Raw genomic sequence first — 23,755 nt, forward strand, 5'->3', positions numbered from 1 at the left:
TGGGTACGGCTGGGTGTCACATCCGGGTCGGCGGACCCTTTTGTGTCATCGGTCGTTGATGTGTTTGTCGCCACACGAGCGACAGTAACCGAGAAGTAAGAAACAGTCCAGTCTGTTTGTAAGTTGAGTTCGGGGTTCTGGCTCCGACAGAAGCACACGGTCCAGTCATAAGCACACGTTGAAACGTGTGCTTATGACTGGACCGTGTGCTTTTGCGGGTCTAGCGGGCCAACACACCCTTCGCGACATGGGTGATCTGGATTTCGTTGCTCCCGGCGTAGATCATCAGCGACTTGGCGTCGCGGGCCAGCTGCTCAACGCGGTATTCGGCCATGTAGCCGTTGCCGCCGAACAGTTGCACGGCTTCCATCGCGACGTCCGTGGCGGTCCGCGACGAGTAGAGCTTCATCACCGACGCCTCGGCCAGATCGAGCGGCTTACCCGCCTTCGAGCGTTCGAGCGCGTGGAACACCATGTTCTGCACATTGAACCGGGCCACCTCCATCTCGGCGAGCTTGAGTTGGATCAACTGCAGATCGGCGATGGGCTTGCCCCACAACGTGCGCTGTTTCGCGTAATCGATCGACAACCGCTGACACTCGTTGATGATGCCGAGCGACAGCGTCGCGATCCCCACCCGTTCCATGGCAAAGCCCGCCTTGGCACCTTCGCCACCGCTGCCCTTTCCGGTGTCCTCGGTCTCCCCGAGCAAGCGGTCCTTTTCGAGCACGACGTTGTCGAAGAAGAGCTCACCGGTCGGCGACGACATGATGCCCATCTTCTTGAACGGTTTGCCCTGCGTGAAACCCTCCATGCCCTTGTCGAGCACAAACGTGAGGACCTTGCGGTGTCGCCGGTCGACGTCGGGATCACCCTCGTCGAGCTTTGCGAACACGACCACGGTGTCGGCGTACGGCCCGTTGGTGATGAACGTCTTCTGCCCGTTGAGGATGTACTTGTCACCATCGCGCCGAACCGTTGTCTTCATGCCGCCCAGCGCATCCGAACCCGAATCCGGTTCCGTGATCGCCCATGCCCCGACCTTGTTCAAGGTGACGAGATCGGGCAGCCACCGCTTCTTCTGGGCCAGCGTTCCCCGTGATCTGATGGTCGAGGGTGTCAGGCCCATGCTGACCCCCATCGACGCGACGATGCCCAGACTCACCCCGGACAACTCGATGTTCAAGATCGACGCCATCGACGTCATACCCCCGCCGGACCCCGACTTCGGCTCGGCCTCGCCGCGCGCCACCGCCTCTTCGTGAGCAAGGTCCTTCTCGAGTGCGTCGGCCGCCATGGCATCAATTCCGAACGACTTGAGCATCAGCCGGATGATGTCGTAAGGCGGCAGATTTCCGGTCTCGAGCTCATCGACGTGGGGCCGGATCTCCTTGTCGACAAAGCTCCGGACCGCATCCCGCACCATCAGGTCTTCTTCGGACCACTCGAACATTCAAATCCCCTACCGTTGGCGTATCCACTCGATACCAACACTAGAACAAGTTCCAGTTCGTGTGCCTGGTTCAGGAATCGGGTCCAACTCCTAGCCCCCGAACCGGACCCGCCACCGCCCGTTGCGTCGAGACAGGTTCACGACTTGATTGGGCGCAACCTCGACACTCCAGAAATCGCAACCAAGCGCAGCTGCGACGACCCCTTGCGCGGTCCCGCTCGTCACCACCGCGGTCAGGCCCGATTCCGCACAGCCGATGAGCCAATCATCAAGTCGTGCAACAAAAGCAGCAACGCTCTCGCCGCCGTGCGAGGCGAAATCCGGGTCCGTCAGCCAGGTACGGAGCTCGATCGGATCGACCTGCTCGGGGGCCAGCTTGTTCCACGTCCCGAGGTCGATCGCCCCCAGCCGCGGTTCAACCGGGCCGATGGCGCCGATCTGCTCAGCGGTCTCGATGGCCGCACGCTCGGGCGCAATATGCACCGGGTCCGGATACGGCAAACGCAGCCGCGCACAATCGGCGCGACCGCGTTTGTCGAGTGGTTCATCGGCACCAAATCTCAGTGCCGCGTTGGGCCCGGTCCGGGCCGCGGTGACCAGTCGCAGTTTCAGCCGACGCTCGCAGATGCCGGAACCTGAGCCGCACGTGTCTGACGCTTGCCGATCACGGTCAAGATCACCGCGAACGCCAGCCCGAGCACAGTCCAGAGGATGACCTGGTTCAGAACCGAATAGAAGCGGAAATCACCGAAGGCATCGGCCGGGAACCCGGACATGACAATGGTGTCTCCGTCCAGGAGTTCACCCGGTATCTCGTCGTACTTCGGCAACAGCAGAATCGCGACGCCGGCAGCCACCAGGTAAGCCGCGCCCGAAACGATCGCCGCGTAAAGTCCACCGATCTTCGGTGCCAGGTAGAACGCGAGAACCCACGCGGCGACCATGAACGCAACCGACAGCACCGTGATCGTGAGGAACGAACTGGTTCGCCCGTTGATGGTGCCTTCCAGGTCGACCGCGGGAGGATTCGCCGGGTATGCGCAGAACGGGATCAGGTAAGCCGCGACGAACCCGGACAGCGCCAGCAGACCGGCCACCGAACGGGGGTCGACCTGCGGGTAGCGACGTCCGACGTACGCCCAGGCGACGGTGAACGCAACTGCCAGGAACGCGCCCATGATCAGACCGAAGGCAACCGTCCCGACGCCAACACCCAAATTCTGTTGGATGGTGCGACTGACCACCTCTTCGCCGTGTTCGTGGACGCCGCCCGCGACGGCGATCTCGGCGTCCGAACGCTCACCCTCGTAGGCGATGGCCCGGTCCACCAGCGGTTCGATGTAGATGCGGGCAAACACGAAGGAGAACAACCCGGCCACGATCCCCGCGACCAGGCCGGCCCCTATGAACTTCTTTTCCATGGTCTCAGGCGCCCGTCAGTGGCACGGGAAGCCGAGGAAATGGCGCGCATCGTGCACGAACTCGTGCACATGGGTGTCGGCGCCGAACACGGACACCGCGCCCTGGTCGTAGCCGAGGAAGTAGTAGGCCAGCGCCGCGACGAAGGTGGTCGCGGTCAGCCATAGCGCGGTGTTGACCACCGACACATCAGGTACGGCGACTGCGAGCCTGGCACCACCAGGACCTGGCTGTGCCGCTGAAAATGCTTGGGATACTGAAGGACTCGACAACTGAACTCCTCTCGCGGGTAGACGCGCCCGCGTTTCGATGGATGTTCGCTGGGTGTAGGTGCTCTGACTCGTTCCCCGGATGCTGGTGACTCCGTTGAACTCACAGTGGCGCGACCGTTCCGGACTCTCACCGGATTTCCCGTCCACACAGCGTTGGGGCTGACTCTAAACCTGCGCGTTTTGCCCGGTCAAGGCGGACGGTGCAGACCATCTGTCATATCGATCCCCGGCGCCGTTGTCAGACCACTCATGGATCATGGAGCAATGGCCGCCCGCAAGCCCTCACCGCCGAAGTCCGCCGGTATCGACACCCAGCAGGTCCTCGGCCGGTTCACCGCGCCCACCCGGGCGTGGTTCACCGCTGCGTTTCCCGAACCCACCGCGGCCCAACTGGGTGCCTGGAACTCGATCGCCGACGGCCAGAACACACTGGTGGTGGCACCGACGGGGTCCGGAAAGACGCTGTCGGCTTTCTTGTGGGCGCTCGATCAGCTCGCTGCCCATCCCACCCCGGAGGGAGCCGAGCCTGCGGGTACCCGGGTTCTCTATGTGTCCCCTCTGAAGGCGCTGGCGATCGACGTCGAACGCAACCTGCGTGCACCGCTGATCGGGTTGACCCGGGCGGCGCAGGATCTGGGCGAACCCGTCCCCGAGATCACTGTTGGCGTCCGCTCTGGTGATACGCCGCCCGCCCAGCGCAGGCAACTGCTGCGCAAGCCACCGGACATCCTCATCACCACACCCGAATCACTCTTCTTGATGTTGACGTCGTCGGCCCGAGAGACGTTGACCTCGATAGAGACCGTCATCATCGATGAGGTTCACGCGGTGGCCGGGACCAAACGCGGGACGCACCTCGCGGTCTCTTTGGAACGTCTCGATGCACTCCTGGACAAGCCCGCGCAGCGCATCGGGTTGTCGGCGACCGTGCGGCCCCCGCAGCGCGTGGCCGAGTTCCTGTCCGGGAGTCGCCCGTGCACGGTGGTGCAGCCGCCTGCGCAGAAGACATTCGACCTGTCCGTCGATGTCCCCGTCGCCGACATGACCAACATCCCGGTGATCGCGGGCACCGACGGGTTCGACGATGAGGCATCGGCACCGGTTGCCGGATCGCTGTGGCCGTATGTCGAGAGCTCCATCGTCGATCTGATCGAGAAGAACCGGTCCACCATCGTCTTCACCAATTCGCGTCGACTCGCCGAACAGCTGACGGCCCGGCTCAATGAAGTCCACGCCACCCGAATCGGCGAAGCCCCGGAATCGCGCCCGAATCCGCGGGTGCCCGGCGGCGCACCGGCCCAGGTGATGGCCAGCGGCGCCAGCAAAGGTGCCGCCCCCCTGCTCGCCCGCGCACATCATGGTTCGGTCAGCAAAGAGGTCCGCGGACAGATCGAAGAAGAGCTCAAAGCTGGACGCCTGCGCTGTGTGGTCGCCACCAGCAGTCTCGAGCTGGGCATCGACATGGGCGCAGTTGATCTGGTCATCCAGGTGGAGGCACCGCCGTCGGTGGCGAGCGGCCTGCAGCGGATCGGCCGGGCGGGCCACCAGGTCGGCGAGATCAGTCAGGGCGTCCTGTTTCCAAAGCATCGGGCCGACCTGCTGCGCTGCGCGGTTGCCGTCGAACGGATGACCGACGGACTCATCGAAGAACTCACGGTGCCGGCGAATCCGCTCGACATCCTCGCGCAGCAGACCGTCGCCGCCTGCGCCACCGGCAGTATCGGCGTCGACGACTGGTATCAGCTCGTGCGCCGCAGCGCGCCGTACGCAACGCTGGCGCGGCCGGTATTCGACGCCACCCTCGACCTGTTGTCGGGGCGCTATCCGTCCGACGAGTTCGCCGAACTGCGGCCACGGATCGTCTGGGATCGCGCGCAGGGCACGTTGACCGGGAGGCCCGGAGCGCAACGCCTGGCCGTCACCTCGGGCGGCGCGATCCCCGACCGCGGATTGTTCGCCGTCTACATGGTCGGCGAAAAGCAAACCCGGGTAGGCGAACTCGACGAGGAGATGGTCTACGAATCGCGGGTCGGCGATGTGTTCGCGCTGGGTGCCACCAGTTGGCGAATCGAGGACATCACCCACGACCGGGTCCTGGTCACGCCGGCATTCGGGCAGGCCGGGCGTTTGCCGTTCTGGCATGGCGACAGCATCGGCCGGCCGGCCGAGTTGGGTGAGGCCATCGGCCGGTTTGTCGGCGAACTCATCGACGACAAGAAGCTGGAGTCACACGCGAAGCGCCTGGGGCTCAACGATTTTGCCCGCGACAATCTCGCCCAGCTGATCTCCGAGCAGCAGGCCGCCACCGGCCACCTGCCAACCGACCGCACCCTGCTGGTCGAGCGATTCCGCGACGAGCTCGGTGACTGGCGGGTGATCCTGCACTCCCCCTTCGGTTTACGGGTGCATGCACCGTGGGCAAGTGCGGTCGCGGCACGCCTGGAACAGGATTACGGTATCGACGGGGCCGTCTCGGCAGCTGACGACGGCATCATCGTCCGCCTACCTGACACCGACGACCAGCCTCCCGGCGCGGCACTGTTCGGGTTCGAGGCCGACGAGATCGAGCAGATCGTCACCGAGCAACTCGGCGGGTCCGCCATGTTCGCCTCCAGGTTCCGCGAATGTGCCGCCAGGGCGCTGCTTTTGCCGCGCCGCAACCCGGGACGTCGGGCGCCGCTGTGGCAGCAACGCCAACGCAGTGCGCAGCTACTCGATGTGGCCCGGAAATACCCGCAGTTCCCGATCATCCTCGAGGCGTTTCGCGAATGTCTGCAGGACGTCTACGACCTCCCCGCATTGACCGATCTGCTCACCAGGATCGCAACACGACGCCTGCGGATCATCGAGATCGAAACGCAGACTCCGTCTCCGATGGCTTCGTCGTTGCTGTTCGGATATGTCGGCGCCTTCATGTACGCCGACGACGCGCCGCTGGCCGAGCGCCGCGCCGCCACCCTGTCCCTGGACACCGCGTTGTTGGCCCAGCTCCTGGGACGGGTCGACCTGCGAGAGTTGCTCGACGCGAAGGTGATCGCCGATACCGAGGCCAAGCTGCAGCGCCTGCATCCCGATCGCCAGGCCCGCGACATCGAAGGCATCGCCGACCTGTTGCGCTGGCTCGGACCACTGAGCGCCTCCGATGTGGGCCTGCGCTTCACCGGCGACGATCCGCAACCTCTGCTCGACGAACTCGTGGCCTCGGGCCGGGCCATCACGATCCAGCGCGGCGAAGCACAGTTGTATGCGGCCGCAGAGGATGCCGGACGCCTGCGTGACGGCTTGGGTATCCCCCCGCCGCAGGGACTTCCGCTGGCATTCCTCGAACCGGTGGACGACCCGCTCGGCGACATCGTCGGCCGCTATGCCCGTACCCACGGACCGTTTGTGGCATCCGACGCGGCCGAGGCGCTGGGAGTCGGCGTCGCCGTCGTCCGCGACACCCTGGTGCGCTTGGCCGGACAACGACGAGTGGTCGAGGGAGATTTCCGGCCCGAACCTGCAGGCACTCTGAGCGGCGCCGAACAGTGGTGCAACACCGAGGTACTCGCCGTGCTGCGACGAGGTTCCCTCGCCGCGAGCCGCGCGGAGATCGCACCGGTGAGTCACGAGACCTACGCCCGATTCGTCACCGGCTGGCAGCACGTCACCGCACGGTCACGGCTGCGTGGCATCGACGGCGTGTCCGCGGTGATCGATCAGCTTGCCGGAGTACCCATTCCGGCATCGGCGTGGGAGTCGCTGGTCCTGCCCGCACGGGTGGCCGACTATCGCCCCGACATGCTCGACGAATTGACCGCCGGTGGCGAGGTGCTCTGGGCGGGTCACGGAAGGCTGTCCGGATCGGACGGCTGGATCAGTCTGCATCCGGCGGATGTGGCGCAAGACAGTCTCCCGATCCCGGTCGATATCGACACGAGCGAGTTGCATCACCGGCTACTCGAACAGCTCTCCTCCGGCGGCGCCTTCTTCTTTCGGCAACTCAGCGACGCGCTCACCCTCGGCGGTGTGGCTCCGCTCGGTTCAGATCTGGAGACGGCGTTGTGGGATCTGGCGTGGGCCGGGCGGATCAGCAACGACACCTTCAGTCCGGTGCGGGCGCTGCTCGGTCCCGGTCGCAAATCGGGCGCCACCCGCAGCGCCCCGGCGCATCGGGGACGCAGTCGGTTCGCCCGCACACCGCGCACTGCGCCACTGTCGATGACCGGGCGGTGGTTCGCCCTGCCCGAGCCCACATCCGATCCGACACGAGCGGTGGCCGCTCAGTGTTCGGCATTGCTCGACCGGTATGGCGTGGTGACAAAGGGGGCGGTGATGACCGAGGGCATCGCCGGCGGATTCTCGCGGGTATACAAGGCGCTCAGTGGATTCGAGGACAGCGGCAAGGTCCGGCGCGGGTATTACATCGACGGGCTCGGCGGCGCCCAGTTCGCTGCGACCACCACAGTCGATCGTCTCCGCGACGAGGTCGAGACGACCGGCACCTTCGCTCTGGCACTCGCGGCCACCGACCCGGCCAACCCGTATGGCGCGGCGTTGGCATGGCCGAAACAGGCCGAGGGACACCGGCCCGGCCGCAAGCCGGGCGCGCTGGTGGTTCTCGTGGACGGGCATCTGGTGTTGTTTGTCGAGCGCGGCGGAAAGACGGTTCTGACGTTCAGCGAAAACGTCGCGCATCTGGAGGCGGCGTCCGGGGCTCTGGCGAAGGTCGTGATCCGCGGTCAGGTCGACCGGCTACACGTCGAACGGGTCAACGGCGACCCGGTGCAGACGAGCGACCTCGCCGCACATCTACGCGAGAGCGGATTCGCGGCCACACCCCGAGGGTTGCGACTACGCCGAACCGGCTGACCCGGATCACCGGAACCTCACGGTGTGGCGGACACGGTAGGTCGGCACAATTTACTGTGTACCTAGCTCGGCTATCACCGGATGGCTCACACGGGCAACGGCCCGCATACGCAAAGGAACTCTTCCATGGCGCAACAGGCACCCTCCACTGCGGCGGCAACGCTCAGTTCGGAGCTGCCCGCCTGGCAGCAGGCCCGACGGATGAGCATCATCAAGGCCGCCAACGCCGCTCTCAAGGCCCAGGAGTACGAGCAGATCCAGATCCGCGACGTGGCGCAGGAAGCCGGGGTCGCATTGGGCACTCTCTACCGCTATTTTTCGTCCAAAGAGCATCTCTACGCGGCAGTGCTGTTGGACTGGGCAGCACCGGCCTACGCGCGGTCCGGCGACAACCTGTCCGAGCATCAGATCCGGACCAAGATGAACGCGGTCATCTCGTCGTTCGAGCGTCGACCGCACTTCTTCAAAGTGCACGTGATCCTGCAGTCGAGTTCGGACACCAACGCAAAAGCGCTGCTCGGCGAATTCTTCACCGTTTGCCAGCAGACCCTGGCCGGCGACTTCGCCCGGCTCGGCCCCGGCGCCGCCGCCGACGCCGCGATCATGTTGTGGTCGATCATCAACACCGCCCTCACCTCAGCGATCTATCACGACGGAACGATGGACGACGTCTACCGGCTGTGCAACCGATTCATGGACTTCCTGTTCGGCCCGGCCGAGCAAACAGTTGAAAACTAGATTCGGGTTCTAGTAGGTTGGCGGACGACCGTCTCTTCCACTTTCTCCACGCGCAGGAGCATCCATGGGTTTTCAGGGCGATGCGGCAATTGTCGGATATACGGAGTTGCCACCACAGAAGGTCTCCACCAGGACCCCCCGTTTCACACTTGAACAGTGGGCGACCCTGTCGGCATCGGCGATCGAGGACGCCGGACTGACCGGCATCGCGATCGACGGGATCGTCACCTCGACTCTGCTCGAGTCCGAGATGTTCGTACCGTCCACCATTGCCGAGTACCTCGGAGCGAAGGTCAACTTTGCCGAGATCGTCGACCTCGGTGGAGCATCGGCGTCCGCGATGGTCTGGCGTGCCGCGGCGGCGGTGGAACTCGGCATCTGCCAAGCGGTCCTGTGTGTCCTTCCCGCCGACTACGGCGTGCCGTACAACGAGAAGAAGCCGTTGCCGGAAAGTCTCACCGACATCCTGCTGTACGGGTCGTCATCGAACCGCTACGGCTCACCGCAGGCCGAGTTCGACATCCCGTTCGGCAATCTCGGGCAGAACGGTCCGTATGGGCAGATCGCTCAGCTGTACCGCTCCGTATACGGATACGACGAGCGCGCGCTGGCGAAAATTGTTGTGGATCAACGGGTCAACGCCAACCACACTCCCGATGCGATCTTCTACGACAAGACGCTGACCATCGACGACGTACTGGCAAGCCCGATGATCGCCGACCCGCTCCGCCGCCTCGAGATCGTGATGCCGTGTTCCGGCGGCGCCGCGGTGCTGGTCACCTCGGCCGCGCTGGCGAAGAAGAGCAAGAACCGGCCGGTGTGGATCAAGGGTTTTGGCGAGCACGTCGCCTACAAGACCCCCAGCTATGCCGAAGATCTGCTGCAGACGCCGATCACGCAGGCTGCCAACTCCGCATTCACGATGAGCGGTCTCGAGCGCAGTGACATGGACATGGTCTCCATCTACGACTGCTACACCATCACGGTGTTGATGAGCCTGGAAGACGCGGGTTTCTGCGAAAAGGGCAAGGGCATGGAGTTCGTCAACTCACATGACCTGACGTTCCGCGGCGACTTCCCCCTGAACACCGCAGGCGGCCAGCTCGGATTCGGACAGGCCGGACTGGCAGGCGGCATGCACCACGTGTGCGACGCCACCCGCCAGATCATGGGCCGGGCCGGGGCCGCACAGGTCGACGACTGCAACCGCGCATTCGTCTCCGGCAACGGTGGCGTGATGGGCGAACAGACCACACTTGTTCTCCAGGGCGACTAGAAAGCGATCACCTCATGACGTTCACCAAACCGATGCCGGTGAAAACGCCTGTGACCGCACCCTTCTGGGATGCGTTGGCAGAGCACAAGATCCGCATCCAGTATTCACCGTCGCTGCAGCAGTACGTGTTCTATCCGCGTGTCCTGGCGCCCGGCACCCTCGCCGACGACCTCGAGTGGCGTGAGATCTCCGGCCTCGGGACGCTCTACACGTTCACCATCGCGCGCAAGCCGGTGTCGCCGCATTTCGCCGACTCGGTGCCGCAGCTTGTTGCCGTCGTGCAGTGGGACGAAGGTCCCCGCCTGTCCACCGAGTTGGTCAACGTCGCACCGGAAGACATCACGGTGGGTATGCGGGTCAAGCCGGTGTTCTTCGACTACCCGGACGACGACGTCACACTTTTGCGTTACGAGCCCGCCTGACCTGACGCCTGCCGACTTCTGGGCAGTGTCAGTCCGGAACCGGCACCGGCTCAAGGAGTTCGGCGCGTGATTCCGGAGCGGCCGCACGTAGGGCATCGGCAGATTCGTCGTCAGGTTGACGCTGCGAGGCGACTTCGGCGACTACACGGGCCAGGTATGTCTCGACCTCGAACGCGGTTTGCTCGGCATCCCAGTCCAGCAGTGGCGCAGCCAAATCCGCGACTTCGGCTGCGCAGTTCACGCCGCGGTCGGGGTACTCGATCGCGATCCGGGTACGGCGCGCCAGGATGTCTTCGAGGTGCAGCGCCGCCTCACTGACAACGGCGTACACGACCTCGACCCGTAGGTATTGCGGGGCACCCGTCAGTGGTTCGAGCAGGCTTGCATCTTTCTTGGCGTAGTCCAAGACCTCGTCGATCATCGAGCCATAGCGATTGAGCAGGCGACGAATACGGTACGGGTGCAGCCCATGTCGTTGTCCGAGCTGATCGCATTGATTGATCAACGCGTGATAGCCATCGGCTCCGAGCAGCGGCACCTTCTCGGTGATGGACGGCGCCACCCGGACCGGGATGAAGTCGGTGATGGCGTCCACGGCATCTGCGGCCATCACCCGGTAGGTGGTGTATTTGCCGCCGGCTATCGCAACCAGACCCGGCGCGACCTCGGCAACCGCATGTTCGCGGGAGAGTTTCGAGGTCTCGTCGCTTTCGCCGGCCAGGAGTGGGCGGAGGCCGGCATAGACGCCTTCGATGTCGCCGTGGGTCAGAGGTGTCACCAGCACCTCGTTGACCCGTTCGAGGATGTAGTCGATGTCGGCGGCGGTCGCAGCCGGATGAGCGAGATCGAGGTTCCAGTCGGTGTCGGTGGTGCCGATGATCCAGTGGGTTTCCCACGGGATCACAAACAGCACAGACTTGGTTGTCCGGAGAATGATGGCCGATTCACTGACGATGCGATCACGCGGGACAACGATGTGCACACCTTTGGAGGCCCGGACCCGAAAGCGGCCGCGCTGCTTGGACAACGCCTGGATCTCATCGGTCCAGACCCCGGCCGCATTGATCACGCAGTGGCTGCGGATGTCGGCGGTCTCGCCGGTCTCGGTGTCGCGAACGCGCACACCACTGACACGGTCGGCTTCGCGTAGGAAGCCGGTGACCTGCGTCGAGGTCCGGATCACCGCGCCATAGTGGGCCGCAGAGCGCGCCACGGTCAAGGTGTGCCTGGCGTCGTCGACCACGGTGTCGTAGTAGGTGATCCCGCCGGTGAGCGAGTTCCGTTTCAGCGACGGCGCAATGCGCAGCGCCCCGGAACGGGTCACATGGTGTTGTCCGGGAACTGATTTCGATCCGCCCAGCGAGTCGTAGAGAAAAAGGCCTGCCGCGACGTAGGGGCGCTCCCAGCCCCGGTGGGTCAGTGGGTAGAGAAACGGGAGGGGTTTGACGAGGTGCGGCGCCAGGGTGCTCAGGGAGAGTTCGCGTTCGTGCAGCGCTTCGCGGACCAGGCCGAACTCGAGTTGTTCGAGGTAGCGCAATCCGCCATGGAACATCTTCGACGAGCGACTTGATGTGCCCGATGCGATGTCGCGGGCCTCGACCAGGGCCACCCGCAGGCCGCGGGTTGCGGCGTCGAGCGCAGTTCCGGCCCCGACGATGCCACCGCCGACGACAACAACGTCGAACTGTTCGGTCGAGAGGCGCTGCCAGGCGTTTTCCCGGTAGCGGGGACCGAGGTCTGCGGGCCGATCCGGATCGAAAGTTGCTGCGCTCATCGCGATCTCCCATTCAGCTGGGCGGATACTCTTGTGCCAGGTTACCCGCAGGTAACCGTTCGGCCACTCCAATGCGCTTCGGTGACACGTCGATGGTCCACACAGCGGACTCTACGGGCAGTTCATGGAACACTCGGGGACGTGAGCAACACCACCGGGTACGTAGCCGCGGTCGACCAGGGCACAACGTCGACGCGTTGCATGATTTTCGACCATTCCGGACGTGTCGTCAGTTCGGAACAGGTCGAACACAGGCAGATCTTCCCGCAGTCCGGGTGGGTCGAGCACGACGCCGTGGAGATCTGGCGGCATACGCGCCGTGTGGTGGCGGCCGCGATGGCAGCGGAAGATCTCGAGACCGCCGACATCGTCGCGCTGGGAATCACCAATCAGCGTGAGACCACCGTGGTCTGGGATCGATCGACGGGTCGGCCCGTGTACAACGCCATCGTGTGGCAGGACACGCGCACCGCGGCACTGTGCGAGGAACTGGCCGGCGATCACGGCGCGGGCAGGTATCAGCAGCGCACCGGACTCCCCCTGTCCACCTACTTCTCCGGGCCGAAGGTCCGGTGGATTCTCGACAACGTCGATGGCGTTCGAGAACGCGCCGAGGCCGGCGAATTGTGCTTCGGCACAATGGATACCTGGCTCATCTGGAACATGACCGGCGGCCCGAGCGGTGGACAGCATCTGACCGATGTCACCAACGCCTCCCGCACCATGCTGATGGATCTCGAGACGCTCGCCTGGGATGAGGAGATCTGCCGGGAGATGCAGATCCCGATGAGCCTGTTGCCCGAAATCCGCAGTTCGTCCGAGGTGTATTGCCATGTCCGCGAGCGGGGCCCGCTCGCCGACGTACCCATCGCCGGCATTCTCGGCGATCAGCAGGCAGCCACGTTCGGGCAGGCCTGCCTGGCGGTGGGCGAAGCCAAGAACACCTACGGCACAGGCAATTTCCTGCTGCTCAACACCGGCGAGGAAGTGGTCCACAGCGACCATGGACTGCTGACAACCGTCTGCTACCAGATCGGCGACAACAAACCCGTTTACGCACTGGAGGGTTCAATCGCGGTGACCGGATCCCTGATCCAGTGGCTGCGCGACAATCTTGGGTTGATCAGTGCTGCAAGAGATATCGAAGGGGTCGCCCAGACTGTCGATGACAACGGCGGGGTCTACTTCGTGCCGGCCTTTTCCGGTTTGTTCGCGCCGCGCTGGCGGCCCGACGCGCGTGGCGTGATCGTTGGCCTGACGCGCTTTGTCAACAAGGGTCACATTGCGCGTGCGGCGCTGGAGGCCACCGCCTTTCAGACGCGCGAGGTGATCGAGGCGATGCAAGCAGATTCGGGCGTTACGTTGTCGACCCTCAAGGTGGACGGCGGCATGGTCGTCAATGAGCTGCTCATGCAGTTCCAGGCCGATATCCTCGGCGTTCCGGTTGTCCGGCCGGTTGTCAACGAAACGACAGCGTTGGGTGCTGCCTACGCGGCCGGGCTCGCGGTGGGTTACTGGGACAGCGAACAAGAGATTCGTGACAACTGGGCAGAGGGCAAATCCTGGGAACCCACAATGCCCGCCGATGATCGCGATGAGCGCTTCGCCGGATGGAACACCGCCGTCGAACGAAGCTACGACCTGGCCTGAGCGAGCGCGACCACAACCAGCGACCGGCTGCGAAGTGCGCTAATGCTGCTTGTCGTCAGGGCCTTTGCCATCGGGCGCGTCGGGCGTTGCGCTCTCACCGGCCGGACCGAGGTCCAAGACACGAGCCCAATCGCCGAGGACGGGCGGTCCCACCAGCGGCAGGCGTCCGACCATCTCTTCCCCGTTCTCGCGGGTGTGCAGGTACGACGGCGCGCGATGCTCGCCGTCCTTGTCTTTCCCTGCTCCGCGGCCACCGGCGGGCGACCCCATCGGACTGCCACCCCGCGAGCCGCCTGACGGCGTCGCCCCGGCCGATTGATTGGCGCCGGTTGCCGGTGTGACCAGCGATGCGGGCGTACGACGGCCGAGCGGGTTCGCTTCCGAACCGGCGCCTCCGACTCCGCCGAAGCCACTGCCTGCGGCGCGACCACCGCCCGAGCCACCACTTCCCGAGCCGCTACTTCCCGAGCCGCTACCAGAGGCCCCACCGCGCGCACTGTTCAACGCTGCGGCCGACGTCAGTCCGCCTGTGCCCGCGCCACCTGCCACCGGTGCGCCAAAAGCGCCATTGAGCGGGCCCGGTGTGGATCCGTCTCCGCTTGCGCCCGATGCGTCGCCGCCACTTCCGAGGGTGAAGGGCGTGTCTCCGGCCTGACCTCCCATATAGGCGGCTTGGTCAGCGCCGGGTCCGTTCGGGCCGCCCGGCCCGTCGGGACCGTTCTCACCTCGGGTGCCGGCTCCCGCGAGCAGTGCCGGACTGGTGTCCCCTGATCCGCTACCGGAGCCGGCTCCGCCGAGGGCTTCCGCGAAGTTTGGCTCAAAGCCTGTACCGAGCTGCGGCAGCGGGGCGGCGTCGTATTCGGGCAATGAGCCATTCGCGCCGATGACCGGGTTGCTGTACGAATCCGTCATCGTCTTGGCAATCAGCGCTCGATGTACTGCCCGCTCCATCGTGTTGTCGCCGCCACCGTCACCGAATGTGGCGTCCAGGTCCGCAACGTTGCCCTGAGTTTGCGAAAGGATCCCCGCGATGGCCGAAATCTGGTCCGCGATCTTGAGCCCAACTGCCGCCGAGCTATCCGTGTGCCGGATACCGGCAACAGTTGCGCGGTGCGATCCGGTGACTGTCTCTCCGCTGAACTCACCTTCCGGATACAACTTCGGAAGGGCTGACTCGTACACCGCCGCAGCCGCCTGGATTCGACTCGCGATCAGCCTGATCGCCTCAGCATCAGCCTCCGCCGAACTGGGTTGCATGCTCGCGCACACCCGACGCATCTCATCGAGCGCATGGCTGACCCAGTCCGTCGGATCAATCGACTTCGGCGCCACGTTCTCCCCCAATCCCCCTCACAGCACTCCCCAGCACTGACTTGCGCAGAGTCTATCCAATGCACCCTTCGGGTCCGCACACTTGCAGAGTGAATCAGTCAGGAATCTTGTCGATATACGCAGTTGTAAACTCAACTGCAATCTCGCACGGGTCAAACTGCTTACGCGCCTCAACCCCGCCCGTCACAATGATCGTGATAACCACTATTGATCGTAACGATTGAACGTATGTCTTGCAGGTCCGATCCTCGCCATTTAACTGTGCGAGGCCCACGGCTCGATCACCGATAAGAAAGTCATCCTTCCACGCGAGCTCACCGGTCCCAGCCTTGTACGCCGAAAGCGAAGTCGCGTTGGTAACGACATTGGTAAGGGAAATCGTGTCAGGCATAAACCAGTTGCATCCGCGTATACCTTGCCCGTCGACCATTGCCGAATCCTCAATCACCCGCGGGTCTATGCCAAATCGCAGAAGTTCCTCATCCGCATAAGCGACGCAGGGCTCAAAGGGCGTTCCATCATTCGATGAATTCCAGCGATTTGGAAACGGATTGTGAAAAGGCAACGGAACTTCTTCAGACTCAGCCGGATCGGTTGTGCTTGGCATAACCGGAACCGGCTGTGTTCCAGGATCATCGACTGCACACGCGGCAGCGCAAAACACTACCAAAATTAAGGATGCGATCCGCAACCTCACTTGCGAAACTGCCTTGAGTTTGCCTCATCGGCTGACTGCAACGACAACTTGGATGCTCTACATTGCGCTGCCACGACCTTAAGATAGTCAGCTTCAGACACGATCGCCTGCGAAAACGACCCCGTGTCACCACGCAGCAAGGAACGCAAGTTTTCGATAGTGCCTTCACCCTCGGCACACTCACCGGCCCAGTTCGAATCGATAACCCCGCTAAGGTTCAATTGCGCCTCGGCTAACACCTCCGCGAACACCTCCGCAGCCGTCGCTACCGTCTCCCACTGTTCATCAGTGAACTGCACTTCGTCGGCCATGTCCCCTCCTCGCATAGATCTCCCACCTGAGGTACGACGTTAGCCGGTGGCGATCGGTTCCAACCAGCATTGAACTCGATATCTAGACCCAGACCATGGCGCGGTCCAACACTCGTTCAGCTATTCGCCCTGGTCAGGACTATCCGGGTCCGGATCGGGTTGGACCTCCGGATCGCTGCCGGTCGGTTCCGCCAGCTTTTCGGCCAACACCGCCTGGCGGTCGGCGAGGACTTTTTGCCAGGCCGCTGCGAAGGTTTCGTTGACGTGCTGGGCGCGATTGACCCGCGGTGTGCGTTCCGGATCCACACTTGCCGGGGGTATCCACCCGACCCGGCCTTTGTCGGGGCCTTCGGTGATCATGATGGTCTGCCACTGGCCCGGGCCATCACCCACCAACTTGTGGTGCGGCGGGCACGCGGAACCCATCATGTTGATGTCGGTCAGCCCACCGTTGATCCAGGCAATCAGATGATGGGCCTCGACCCAGGTCGCTGGATTGGTGCAGCCTGGGTACGAACAACCCCGATCCCGGACGAACAAAGCCAACCGCTGACCCTTCTGCGCGGTCCGTTTGGTCCGGGCCAGATACAACACCTCCGCGGAGTGGTCAGCGAACACCGCCAAATATTTGTCGGACCGGGCTGCCAGGTGCAGGGCCTCTTTGACCGGAATATCAACCCCGGACGCAGTTCTCGCGATCCCCGCACAGTCGTCGAGCTGCTCTTTGGTCATCGTGATAATCAACTGCGCCGGCAAACCCCGATGAGACTTACCGAGCAGATTGCACTCCAAAATCGTCTTCAGGATCGCCTTCAACGCATCGTGACACTGTTGGCCCGTCGAACGGATATCACGCTCAGCGGCAGCCTTGACCAGTTCAGCATCCTGTTTCGGATCATCGGACGCACCGGTCGGCGAGTTCGGATCGGCCGGATTATTCATCCCCGGGGCAGCCCACACATCCATCACCGTCCGCAACAAGGCCAGGGTTTCCGGATCCAGGGTGCCGGAGATTTTCGCCATCAGATCCACGCCCTGACCACCGATACTCACCGACCGTTTACGCGCGCGATCCGAATCATCGGTCAGCCGGCCATCGGGATCAACCCGCGCCAACACCGCACGACCCGATGCCGCCAACTGCGTCGGGTCCTGGCCGACAGCTTCTTCAGTCATCCAATGATCGACCACGTCATACACCGCCGGATCGGAAGCAGACGGAATGTGTTTGCGCACATCCAACATCACATCCATATGCGCCCCGCCGATCAACCCGTGAGCCCAGGCCTGTTCGGCGGCAGGGCATTTCGGCGCCAACTCCTCACCCTGCATCGTGTGAAACCGGCCGACCGCCTCCAGGCCCCGGATCCGGGACATGGTTTGCCCTTTGGTCAGCCGCAACTCGCTACGGGTGAAACCGAACAGCGACGAGTACCCGGCTTCGGTAAACGATGACCGATCCGAAACCCGCAACAGGTGACCCAACCCGATGAACTCCAGCTTGCGAACTATCCGCTCATGCACCCGCACAAGCTCATTGACTTCCGCCCCAGACATATCGGAATCAGCACAGTCCGCGATATCGGCAACCAGCAACTCCAACTCGAGGTACTTACGCACCAACACCGGAACCGAAGAAGAACCAACCCCGACTTCATCAGATGGATCGTCAGTCATCATGCCCCCCAGCACATCTGATCGAACGCTTTCAATCAGTTTACCTCAGGAGACACCGCAAGTCGAACACTTTTTCGAACTAATTCGACGAACTTTCCACAGCCGCAGCCAATCTCCGAACCGCTTCGTCCAACCCTTCAGGTCGGAGAGTGCAGAAGCTCAGCCGCAGGCAATCACTGAAATCTTCTTCCACTGCGAAGGCCGCACCCGGCACAAATGCCACACCGGCATCGACCGCATCCGTCAGTAGCCGCGACGTATCGACACCAGGCATCCGAACCCAGCAGAACATGCCACCCTCGGGCTCAGAGAACTGAACCTTCTCCCCCAGCTCACGGTGCAACGCGTCAGCCAAAGTAGCTGCACGCAGGCGGTATTCAGACTGCACATGACAAATATGCTCATCGAGCCACGCTTGGTCATCGAGCAACTCCGCAACCATCAATTGACTGAAGGTAGACCCACACAGATCCGCACCCTGACGGAGCAGTTCCACCATTGCAATCACCTCAGGCGGGCCGCTCATCCAACCGACGCGCAGCGCCGGTGCCAGAATCTTCGATGCCGACCCCAGCCGGACAACTCGATCGCCGTGCGCCGCAATCGGTTCGATCTCCGCACCAGAGAATCGTAGTCGCCCGTAAGGATCGTCTTCGACCACGATGAAGCCGTAGTGATCGGCCAACCGCGCCAATTCGATTCGGGTCTGCGCTGTGGCCGTCACCCCGGCAGGATTGTGAAAGTTGCTGACGGTATGCACTATCCGCGGTCGCTCGCCGGCTTCGAGCAACTCACGCAGCGCGCCGACATCACATCCAGATGCGGTGATCGGCAGCGCACGCACCCGTGCCCGCACCGACTGAAAGACCTGCAGCGCACCCACGTACACCGGGTCATCGACCACCACCAGGTCACCCGGATTCACCAACGCATGCGCCAACAGGGACAGAGCCTGTTGCGAACCGTGAGTGAGCAGAACCCGACCTGGATCATCGGCGCCGACGTACCGGGCCACCGCTTCGCGGCACGGGTACACCCCTGCGCTCGCGGTGTATTGCAACGAGGCCGGATCAGCGCTGATGCGTGCGGCCGACTCCGAGATTCGCGTCGCAGGAATCAGTTCGGTGGCGGGCAATCCGCCGGCGAGACTGAGCACATCAGGCTGTTCGGTCAGCTTCAGCAGATCACGGATCGCTGACCCACGAACATTCGCCAACGCGTGCGATGGTGCGTAAGGACTTCCAACAACAGACACGGCAATCACTCTCCACAGCAGCAGTTATCAACAAAGTGTGGTGATGAGAGTGGTCACCGAATAAGGCGCGCCAGTGTGAGTCGCAAAACCCAGGCTAGCGCGCCTTAACCGAAATATGAAATGTATTTCCCAAATTATGGGACGGTCAGTCCAGATCGTCGTGACGAACCAGCTGACGAGCGGCCTCGGTGATCGATCCGGACAACGACGGGTAGACCGAGAATGTCTGCGCCAGGTCGCCGACCATCAGCTTGTTCTGCACTGCGAGCGCGATCGGAAGGATCAGCTCAGACGCATTGGGAGCGACCACAACTCCACCGATCACCACACCGGTTGCCGGACGGCAGAAGATCTTCACGAAGCCACGCCGCAAACCGCTCATCTTTGCGCGCGCGTTGGTCGCCAGCGGCAACATCACCGTCCGGGCCAGATACTCGCCGGAGTCGATGGCCTGCTGGCTGACACCCACGGTGGCGATCTCAGGTCGGGTGAAGATCGCCGACGCAACGGTCTTGAGTCGGATCGGCGACACACCTTCACCCAGCGAGTGGTACATCGCGATTCGCCCCTGCATGGCGGCCACGGATGCCAGCGGCAGCAGCCCGGTGCAGTCACCGGCGGCGTAGATACCGGGCACTGCGGTCCGCGATACCCGGTCGACGTTCAGGTAGCCACCGCGGGCGAGCTCCAGGCCGACATTCTCCAGTCCGAGATCGTCTGTGTTCGGAACGGATCCGACAGTCATCAGACAATGAGAGCCCTCGACGGTGCGCCCATCGGCAAGGGTGACTTTCACGCCGTCGGCGGTGCGTTCGACTTTTTCGGCACGTGCGTGTTTCACCAACGTGACGCCGCGCTCGGCCAACACGTCCTCGAGGACAAGAGCTGCGTCTTCATCCTCATGGGGCAGGACCCGGTCCCGGCTGGAGACCAACGTCACCGGGACACCGAGCTCGGTGTACGCGTGCACGAACTCCGCACCGGTGACACCCGAACCGATGACAATCAGGTGTTCGGGGAATTCATCGAGGTCGTACATCTGACGCCAGGTGAGGATCCGCTCACCGTCAGGCTGGGCGTCAGGAAGAACTCGGGGCGACGCGCCGGTTGCGATCAACACCACATCGGCGTCGAGAATCTCTTCGGTGTCGTCGCTGCCGTCGGTCCCGAACGGCGTGGCGAGAATCTTGTGTCGGGCAAATCCGGCCTCGGGCGCAGCGAGACGGCCGCGACCGTGAATGATCCGCACACCCTCGCTCAGGAGCCGCGAGCGAATGTCGGATGACTGGGCGAAGGCGAGATCCTTGACCCGCTCGTGGATCTGCGGCAACGACACGAGCGCACCGTCATATTGCAGGTTGATCCCCAGGTCAACGGCACGGCGCACATCCGTCCTGATCCCGGTCGAGGCAATGAAGGTCTTCGACGGGACGCAGTCCCACAGGACGCAGGCACCGCCCATGCCGTCGCTGTCGACGATGGTGATGTCGGCACCATAGGTGGCGGCGGCGAGTGCCGCCTCATAGCCGGCGGGTCCTCCACCGAGGATCACGATTTTGGTCATTTCAGGTCAACTCCCAGGGATGTCGGATGGGCCTGCCGGCGGGGTGGCGCCACTTGAGAATCTAGTCGATCGCCTGTTGCACTTTCCCGATGGGGAGCTGACCCTCTAGGCTCCTCTCCGTGCCTATCTACGCGGCCTACGGCTCAAACATGCATCCCGAACAGATGCTCATGCGTGCCCCCCACTCTCCGATGGCGGGCACCGGCTGGCTGTATGGGTGGCGGCTGACGTTCGGTGGCGGCGACATCGGCTGGGAAGGCGCACTGGCAACAGTCACCGAAGATCGCGACGATCCCGATGCCCGCGTTTTTGTCGTCTTGTACGACGTCACCGACGACGACGAATCCAGCCTTGACCGCTGGGAGGGCTCCGAACTCGGGATCCACCGCAAGATCCGTTGCCGCATCACCACACCCAACGGACCGGTGCTGGCATGGCTGTATGTCCTGGACGCATTTGAAGGTGGCCTACCCTCCGCGCGCTACCTCGGCGTCATGTCCGAGGCAGCTGAAATCGCCGGTGCACCTTCCGATTACGTGCATCAGTTGCGGGTCCGGGAATCACGGAATGTGGGGCCAGGACCCGACAGCCCGGGACCGGACCACTAGTTCAGACCGGCGGGCCCCGCGACTGTCATCGGCTGCGCAGGCTCGCCTGCAGGACGATCCCGGCCAGCGTCCGCACGCCCACCGCGAGCGCACGCTCGTCGAGGTCGAAGTTGGGCTGATGCAGGTCGACCTGCGGTCCGCGGCCAGACCACACGCCGAGCCGCGCCATCGCACCCGGAACGTTCTCCAGGTACCACGAAAAGTCTTCTCCACCACCGGATTGCGCGGTGTCGGCGAGCGCGTCGGGGCTCACCGACAAGATCGCGTCGCGGAAGATCTCGGTGGAGATCGAATCGTTGACAACCGGCGGGACGCCGCGCTTGTAGATCAGGTCGTAGCGCACGCTCAACGGCGACAGCAACCCTTCGATGATCTCGCGGACGATCGGTTCGAGCAGCGCCCAGGTGGCATGGTCACCGGTACGCACCGTGCCGCGCAGACGACCCTCTTGCGGAATCGCATTGGGCGCATCGCCCGCATGTGCCGAACCCCAGACCATCACGGTGCTGGTGCGCGGATCGATGCGCCGTGACAGCACTCCGGGTAGACCGGTGATCACCGTTCCCATGGCGTACACGAGGTCCGCGGTCAGGTGTGGTCGTGAGGTGTGTCCACCCGGCGAGTGCAACACCAGTTCGACATGATCGGCAGCCGAGGTGATCGGACCACGCCGTAGTCCCACCTTGCCGACCTCGAGTTTCGGGTCACAGTGCAGGGCGTAGATCTGCGACACACCGCGCGTGACGCCGGCGGTGACGGCATCGAGAGCGCCACCGGGCATCACTTCCTCGGCCGCCTGGAACACCAGTCGAACACCGATCGGCAGGTCATCCATCGATGCCAGCGCCTTACCCACACCCAACAACATCGCGGTATGTCCGTCGTGCCCGCAGGCATGCGAGACACCCTCGACGGTGGACGCGAACGGCAGACCGGTCAGCTCGGAGATCGGCAGTGCATCCATGTCGGCGCGTAACGCCACCAACGGTCCGGCCGGGCCGATGTCACAGACCACGCCGACGCCCTGGGGCAGAACCCGTGGGGACAGGCCGGCCTTCGTCAGTTCGTCGACAACGAAGCCGGTGGTGCGCAGCTCACTTCGCGACAGTTCCGGGTGGGAGTGAAAGTCCCGACGCCACGCGACCAACTGCGCGGTGTTGGCGTTGATCCAACCGTCCAGATCCTTCAGGAAACGTTCTACATCCACGTGTTGCCCACTCATATCTCGTTACACACTCATCGTCATCTGCCCGCATCACGCGGGACTGAACCAATTCGTTTTTCCTGCTCTTGCAGGAGGTCTTCGCGCCACTGCGGATCTGCCGCCGCCCGAGCGGCGGTGGCTGCCAGGGCCAGCGCCCCGTCGACGACCGCCTGATCGGCCGACGGCGACGCAGCGGCGGCCGCGAACTCGATTTCATGGGTTCCGGCGCCGTTGCTCTCGATGCCGATCATGGGGTGGATGGACGGCAGCACATGGCTGATGTTGCCCATGTCGGTGCTGCCGAGTGGACGCACACCCTCCAGCGCTGCCGGCATCACTTCGCGTCCGAGGTCGGCGATCGCACCCCGGTACGCCGCGAGTAGTCGCTGATCGTGCCGGAGTTCAACGTAAGTCGGCGACACGGTCGAGATCTCGTACGTGCAGCCCGCCGCCATCGCACCGGCCGCGAAACACGCCTCGGCGCGCTCACGCAGGTCGGCCAGCGATGCCTCGTCGACAGCTCGCAGGTAATAGAGCAGCTCGCTGTGCCCGGGCACGATGTTCGGGGCGCTGCCGCCGTCGCTGACGATTCCGTGAATCTGCTGGCCGGCCTTCAGGTGTTGGCGCAACAGCCCGAGGGAAACCTGCGCGATGGTGGCCGCATCCGCGGCGTTGCGGCCGCGCTCGGGCGCAGCCGCGGCATGGGATTCGACACCGGTGTATCGAATCGCCAGATCATCCAATGCCAAGGACCGGCTGGCCACTTCGTCCATCCGACCCGGGTGCACCATCAAGGCCATCGCAACGGGATCGAAAACCCCGGCGCGGGCCATCACGATCTTTCCGCCCCCGGTCTCTTCGGCGGGAGTGCCGAGGACCAGGACGGTGATGCCGAGTTCATCGGCGACCTCCGCGAGACCACGCGCTGCACCGACCGCGGTCGCGGCGATCATGTTGTGGCCACACGCATGCCCCAAACCGGGCAACGCGTCGTACTCGGCGCAGAGCCCGACCACCAGGTCACCCGAACCGTAGGTGGCGGTGAAAGCGGTGGGAAGGTCGGCAACGCCGGTGGTGACCTCGAATCCGTAGCCGTCGAGCAGGCTTGTCACCTTGGCGACGCTGCGGTGTTCGGAGAACGCCAGTTCCGGTTCGGCGTGAAGCGAATGAGACAACTCGATCAGGTCACCGGCCACTGCCTGTACGGCACGCGCGCCTCGCTGCCCGATCTGTGTCATCGGTTCATTGTCTC

The 23,755-nt window shown here is 63.7% G+C and carries 19 protein-coding genes; 6 read left to right on the top strand and 13 right to left on the bottom strand.

Annotated features, from left to right (window positions below; genetic code table 11):
• Positions 1-220 precede the first annotated feature (220 nt).
• The 4 genes from AC1D75_RS23850 to AC1D75_RS23865 all read right to left on the bottom strand — a co-directional run bounded on the left by AC1D75_RS23850 (position 221) and on the right by AC1D75_RS23865 (position 3,060).
• Entirely contained in the window at positions 221-1,453 is a 1,233-nt protein-coding gene (locus AC1D75_RS23850; protein ID WP_495517821.1) for an acyl-CoA dehydrogenase family protein, read from the bottom strand.
• Positions 1,454-1,543: 90 nt separating this feature from the next.
• On the bottom strand, positions 1,544-2,161 hold the full coding sequence (locus AC1D75_RS23855; RefSeq protein WP_495518398.1) for a histidine phosphatase family protein: 618 nt from the start codon (positions 2,159-2,161) through the stop codon (positions 1,544-1,546).
• Entirely contained in the window at positions 2,062-2,874 is an 813-nt protein-coding gene (locus AC1D75_RS23860; RefSeq protein ID WP_495517822.1) for a CbtA family protein, read from the bottom strand. The genes AC1D75_RS23855 and AC1D75_RS23860 overlap by 100 nt, the downstream gene beginning before the upstream one ends.
• 15 nt (positions 2,875-2,889) lie before the next feature.
• Positions 2,890-3,060 carry a CbtB domain-containing protein gene (locus AC1D75_RS23865; RefSeq protein WP_495518399.1) on the bottom strand — a complete coding sequence of 57 codons (171 nt, stop codon included), beginning with the start codon at positions 3,058-3,060 and terminating at the stop codon, positions 2,890-2,892.
• Between the two features lie 348 nt (positions 3,061-3,408).
• Between AC1D75_RS23865 and AC1D75_RS23870 the strand changes: the two genes are divergently transcribed.
• The 4 genes from AC1D75_RS23870 (at position 3,409) to AC1D75_RS23885 (ending at position 10,431) form a co-directional block, all read left to right on the top strand.
• Positions 3,409-7,995, top strand: coding sequence for an ATP-dependent helicase (locus AC1D75_RS23870; protein WP_495517823.1), 4,587 nt, complete (start codon positions 3,409-3,411; stop codon positions 7,993-7,995).
• Between the two features lie 126 nt (positions 7,996-8,121).
• On the top strand, positions 8,122-8,733 hold the full coding sequence (locus tag AC1D75_RS23875) for a TetR/AcrR family transcriptional regulator (RefSeq protein ID WP_495517824.1): 612 nt from the start codon (positions 8,122-8,124) through the stop codon (positions 8,731-8,733).
• Positions 8,734-8,797: 64 nt separating this feature from the next.
• Positions 8,798-10,009, top strand: coding sequence for a thiolase family protein (locus AC1D75_RS23880; RefSeq protein ID WP_495517825.1), 1,212 nt, complete (start codon positions 8,798-8,800; stop codon positions 10,007-10,009).
• Positions 10,010-10,023: 14 nt separating this feature from the next.
• Positions 10,024-10,431: a Zn-ribbon domain-containing OB-fold protein gene (locus AC1D75_RS23885; RefSeq protein WP_482138495.1), complete on the top strand. Its 408-nt coding sequence runs from the start codon at positions 10,024-10,026 to the stop codon at positions 10,429-10,431.
• Between the two features lie 28 nt (positions 10,432-10,459).
• Here AC1D75_RS23885 and glpD read toward each other — a convergent pair whose 3' ends face one another.
• Positions 10,460-12,205, bottom strand: a complete 1,746-nt coding sequence (gene glpD / locus AC1D75_RS23890; RefSeq protein WP_495517826.1) for a glycerol-3-phosphate dehydrogenase — start codon at positions 12,203-12,205, stop codon at positions 10,460-10,462.
• Positions 12,206-12,346: 141 nt separating this feature from the next.
• On the opposite strand from glpD, the gene glpK reads away from it, so the two are divergent.
• Positions 12,347-13,855, top strand: coding sequence for a glycerol kinase GlpK (glpK, locus tag AC1D75_RS23895; RefSeq protein ID WP_495517827.1), 1,509 nt, complete (start codon positions 12,347-12,349; stop codon positions 13,853-13,855).
• A 39-nt stretch (positions 13,856-13,894) separates the two neighbouring features.
• On the opposite strand, the gene AC1D75_RS23900 is transcribed toward glpK, so the two are convergent.
• The 6 genes from AC1D75_RS23900 to AC1D75_RS23925 all read right to left on the bottom strand — a co-directional run bounded on the left by AC1D75_RS23900 (position 13,895) and on the right by AC1D75_RS23925 (position 20,691).
• Positions 13,895-15,187, bottom strand: a complete 1,293-nt coding sequence (locus tag AC1D75_RS23900; protein ID WP_495517828.1) for a hypothetical protein — start codon at positions 15,185-15,187, stop codon at positions 13,895-13,897.
• Between the two features lie 94 nt (positions 15,188-15,281).
• The gene (locus AC1D75_RS23905; RefSeq protein WP_495517829.1) at positions 15,282-15,884 is read right to left on the bottom strand and encodes a DUF3558 family protein; all 603 of its coding nucleotides are present in this window, start codon (positions 15,882-15,884) and stop codon (positions 15,282-15,284) included.
• Complete coding sequence (locus AC1D75_RS23910; protein WP_495517830.1) at positions 15,881-16,195, bottom strand: hypothetical protein; 315 nt, start codon at positions 16,193-16,195, stop codon at positions 15,881-15,883. Before AC1D75_RS23910 ends, AC1D75_RS23905 begins: the two co-directional genes overlap by 4 nt.
• A 120-nt stretch (positions 16,196-16,315) precedes the next feature.
• Positions 16,316-17,875 (bottom strand): HNH endonuclease signature motif containing protein, encoded by a 1,560-nt coding sequence (locus AC1D75_RS23915; RefSeq protein WP_495517831.1) that lies wholly within the window; start codon positions 17,873-17,875, stop codon positions 16,316-16,318.
• Positions 17,876-17,951: 76 nt separating this feature from the next.
• Positions 17,952-19,127, bottom strand: a complete 1,176-nt coding sequence (locus tag AC1D75_RS23920) for an aminotransferase-like domain-containing protein (RefSeq protein WP_495517832.1) — start codon at positions 19,125-19,127, stop codon at positions 17,952-17,954.
• Positions 19,128-19,272: 145 nt separating this feature from the next.
• Complete coding sequence (locus tag AC1D75_RS23925) at positions 19,273-20,691, bottom strand: NAD(P)H-quinone dehydrogenase (RefSeq protein ID WP_495517833.1); 1,419 nt, start codon at positions 20,689-20,691, stop codon at positions 19,273-19,275.
• 119 nt (positions 20,692-20,810) lie between these two features.
• On the opposite strand from AC1D75_RS23925, the gene AC1D75_RS23930 reads away from it, so the two are divergent.
• On the top strand, positions 20,811-21,299 hold the full coding sequence (locus tag AC1D75_RS23930; protein WP_495517834.1) for a gamma-glutamylcyclotransferase: 489 nt from the start codon (positions 20,811-20,813) through the stop codon (positions 21,297-21,299).
• A gap of 25 nt (positions 21,300-21,324) precedes the next feature.
• Here AC1D75_RS23930 and AC1D75_RS23935 read toward each other — a convergent pair whose 3' ends face one another.
• Both AC1D75_RS23935 and AC1D75_RS23940 read right to left on the bottom strand, forming a co-directional pair.
• Positions 21,325-22,506, bottom strand: a complete 1,182-nt coding sequence (locus AC1D75_RS23935; RefSeq protein ID WP_495517835.1) for a M20 family metallopeptidase — start codon at positions 22,504-22,506, stop codon at positions 21,325-21,327.
• A 35-nt stretch (positions 22,507-22,541) separates the two neighbouring features.
• Positions 22,542-23,741, bottom strand: coding sequence for an amidohydrolase (locus AC1D75_RS23940; RefSeq protein ID WP_495517836.1), 1,200 nt, complete (start codon positions 23,739-23,741; stop codon positions 22,542-22,544).
• Positions 23,742-23,755: the final 14 nt, after the last annotated feature.

This window comes from Williamsia sp. Y712, assembly GCF_059445525.1.

Bases quoted from the DNA above. Each gene is read 5' to 3' on its own strand.
- AC1D75_RS23850 (WP_495517821.1), bottom strand. From the start codon at position 1,453: ATGTTCGAGTGGTCCGAAGAAGACCTGATGGTGCGGGATGCGGTCCGG.
- AC1D75_RS23860 (WP_495517822.1), bottom strand. From the start codon at position 2,874: ATGGAAAAGAAGTTCATAGGGGCCGGCCTGGTCGCGGGGATCGTGGCC.
- AC1D75_RS23870 (WP_495517823.1), top strand. From the start codon at position 3,409: ATGGCCGCCCGCAAGCCCTCACCGCCGAAGTCCGCCGGTATCGACACC.
- AC1D75_RS23875 (WP_495517824.1), top strand. From the start codon at position 8,122: ATGGCGCAACAGGCACCCTCCACTGCGGCGGCAACGCTCAGTTCGGAG.
- AC1D75_RS23880 (WP_495517825.1), top strand. From the start codon at position 8,798: ATGGGTTTTCAGGGCGATGCGGCAATTGTCGGATATACGGAGTTGCCA.
- AC1D75_RS23885 (WP_482138495.1), top strand. From the start codon at position 10,024: ATGACGTTCACCAAACCGATGCCGGTGAAAACGCCTGTGACCGCACCC.
- glpD (WP_495517826.1), bottom strand. From the start codon at position 12,205: ATGAGCGCAGCAACTTTCGATCCGGATCGGCCCGCAGACCTCGGTCCC.
- AC1D75_RS23910 (WP_495517830.1), bottom strand. From the start codon at position 16,195: ATGGCCGACGAAGTGCAGTTCACTGATGAACAGTGGGAGACGGTAGCG.
- AC1D75_RS23915 (WP_495517831.1), bottom strand. From the start codon at position 17,875: ATGATGACTGACGATCCATCTGATGAAGTCGGGGTTGGTTCTTCTTCG.
- AC1D75_RS23925 (WP_495517833.1), bottom strand. From the start codon at position 20,691: ATGACCAAAATCGTGATCCTCGGTGGAGGACCCGCCGGCTATGAGGCG.
- AC1D75_RS23940 (WP_495517836.1), bottom strand. From the start codon at position 23,741: ATGACACAGATCGGGCAGCGAGGCGCGCGTGCCGTACAGGCAGTGGCC.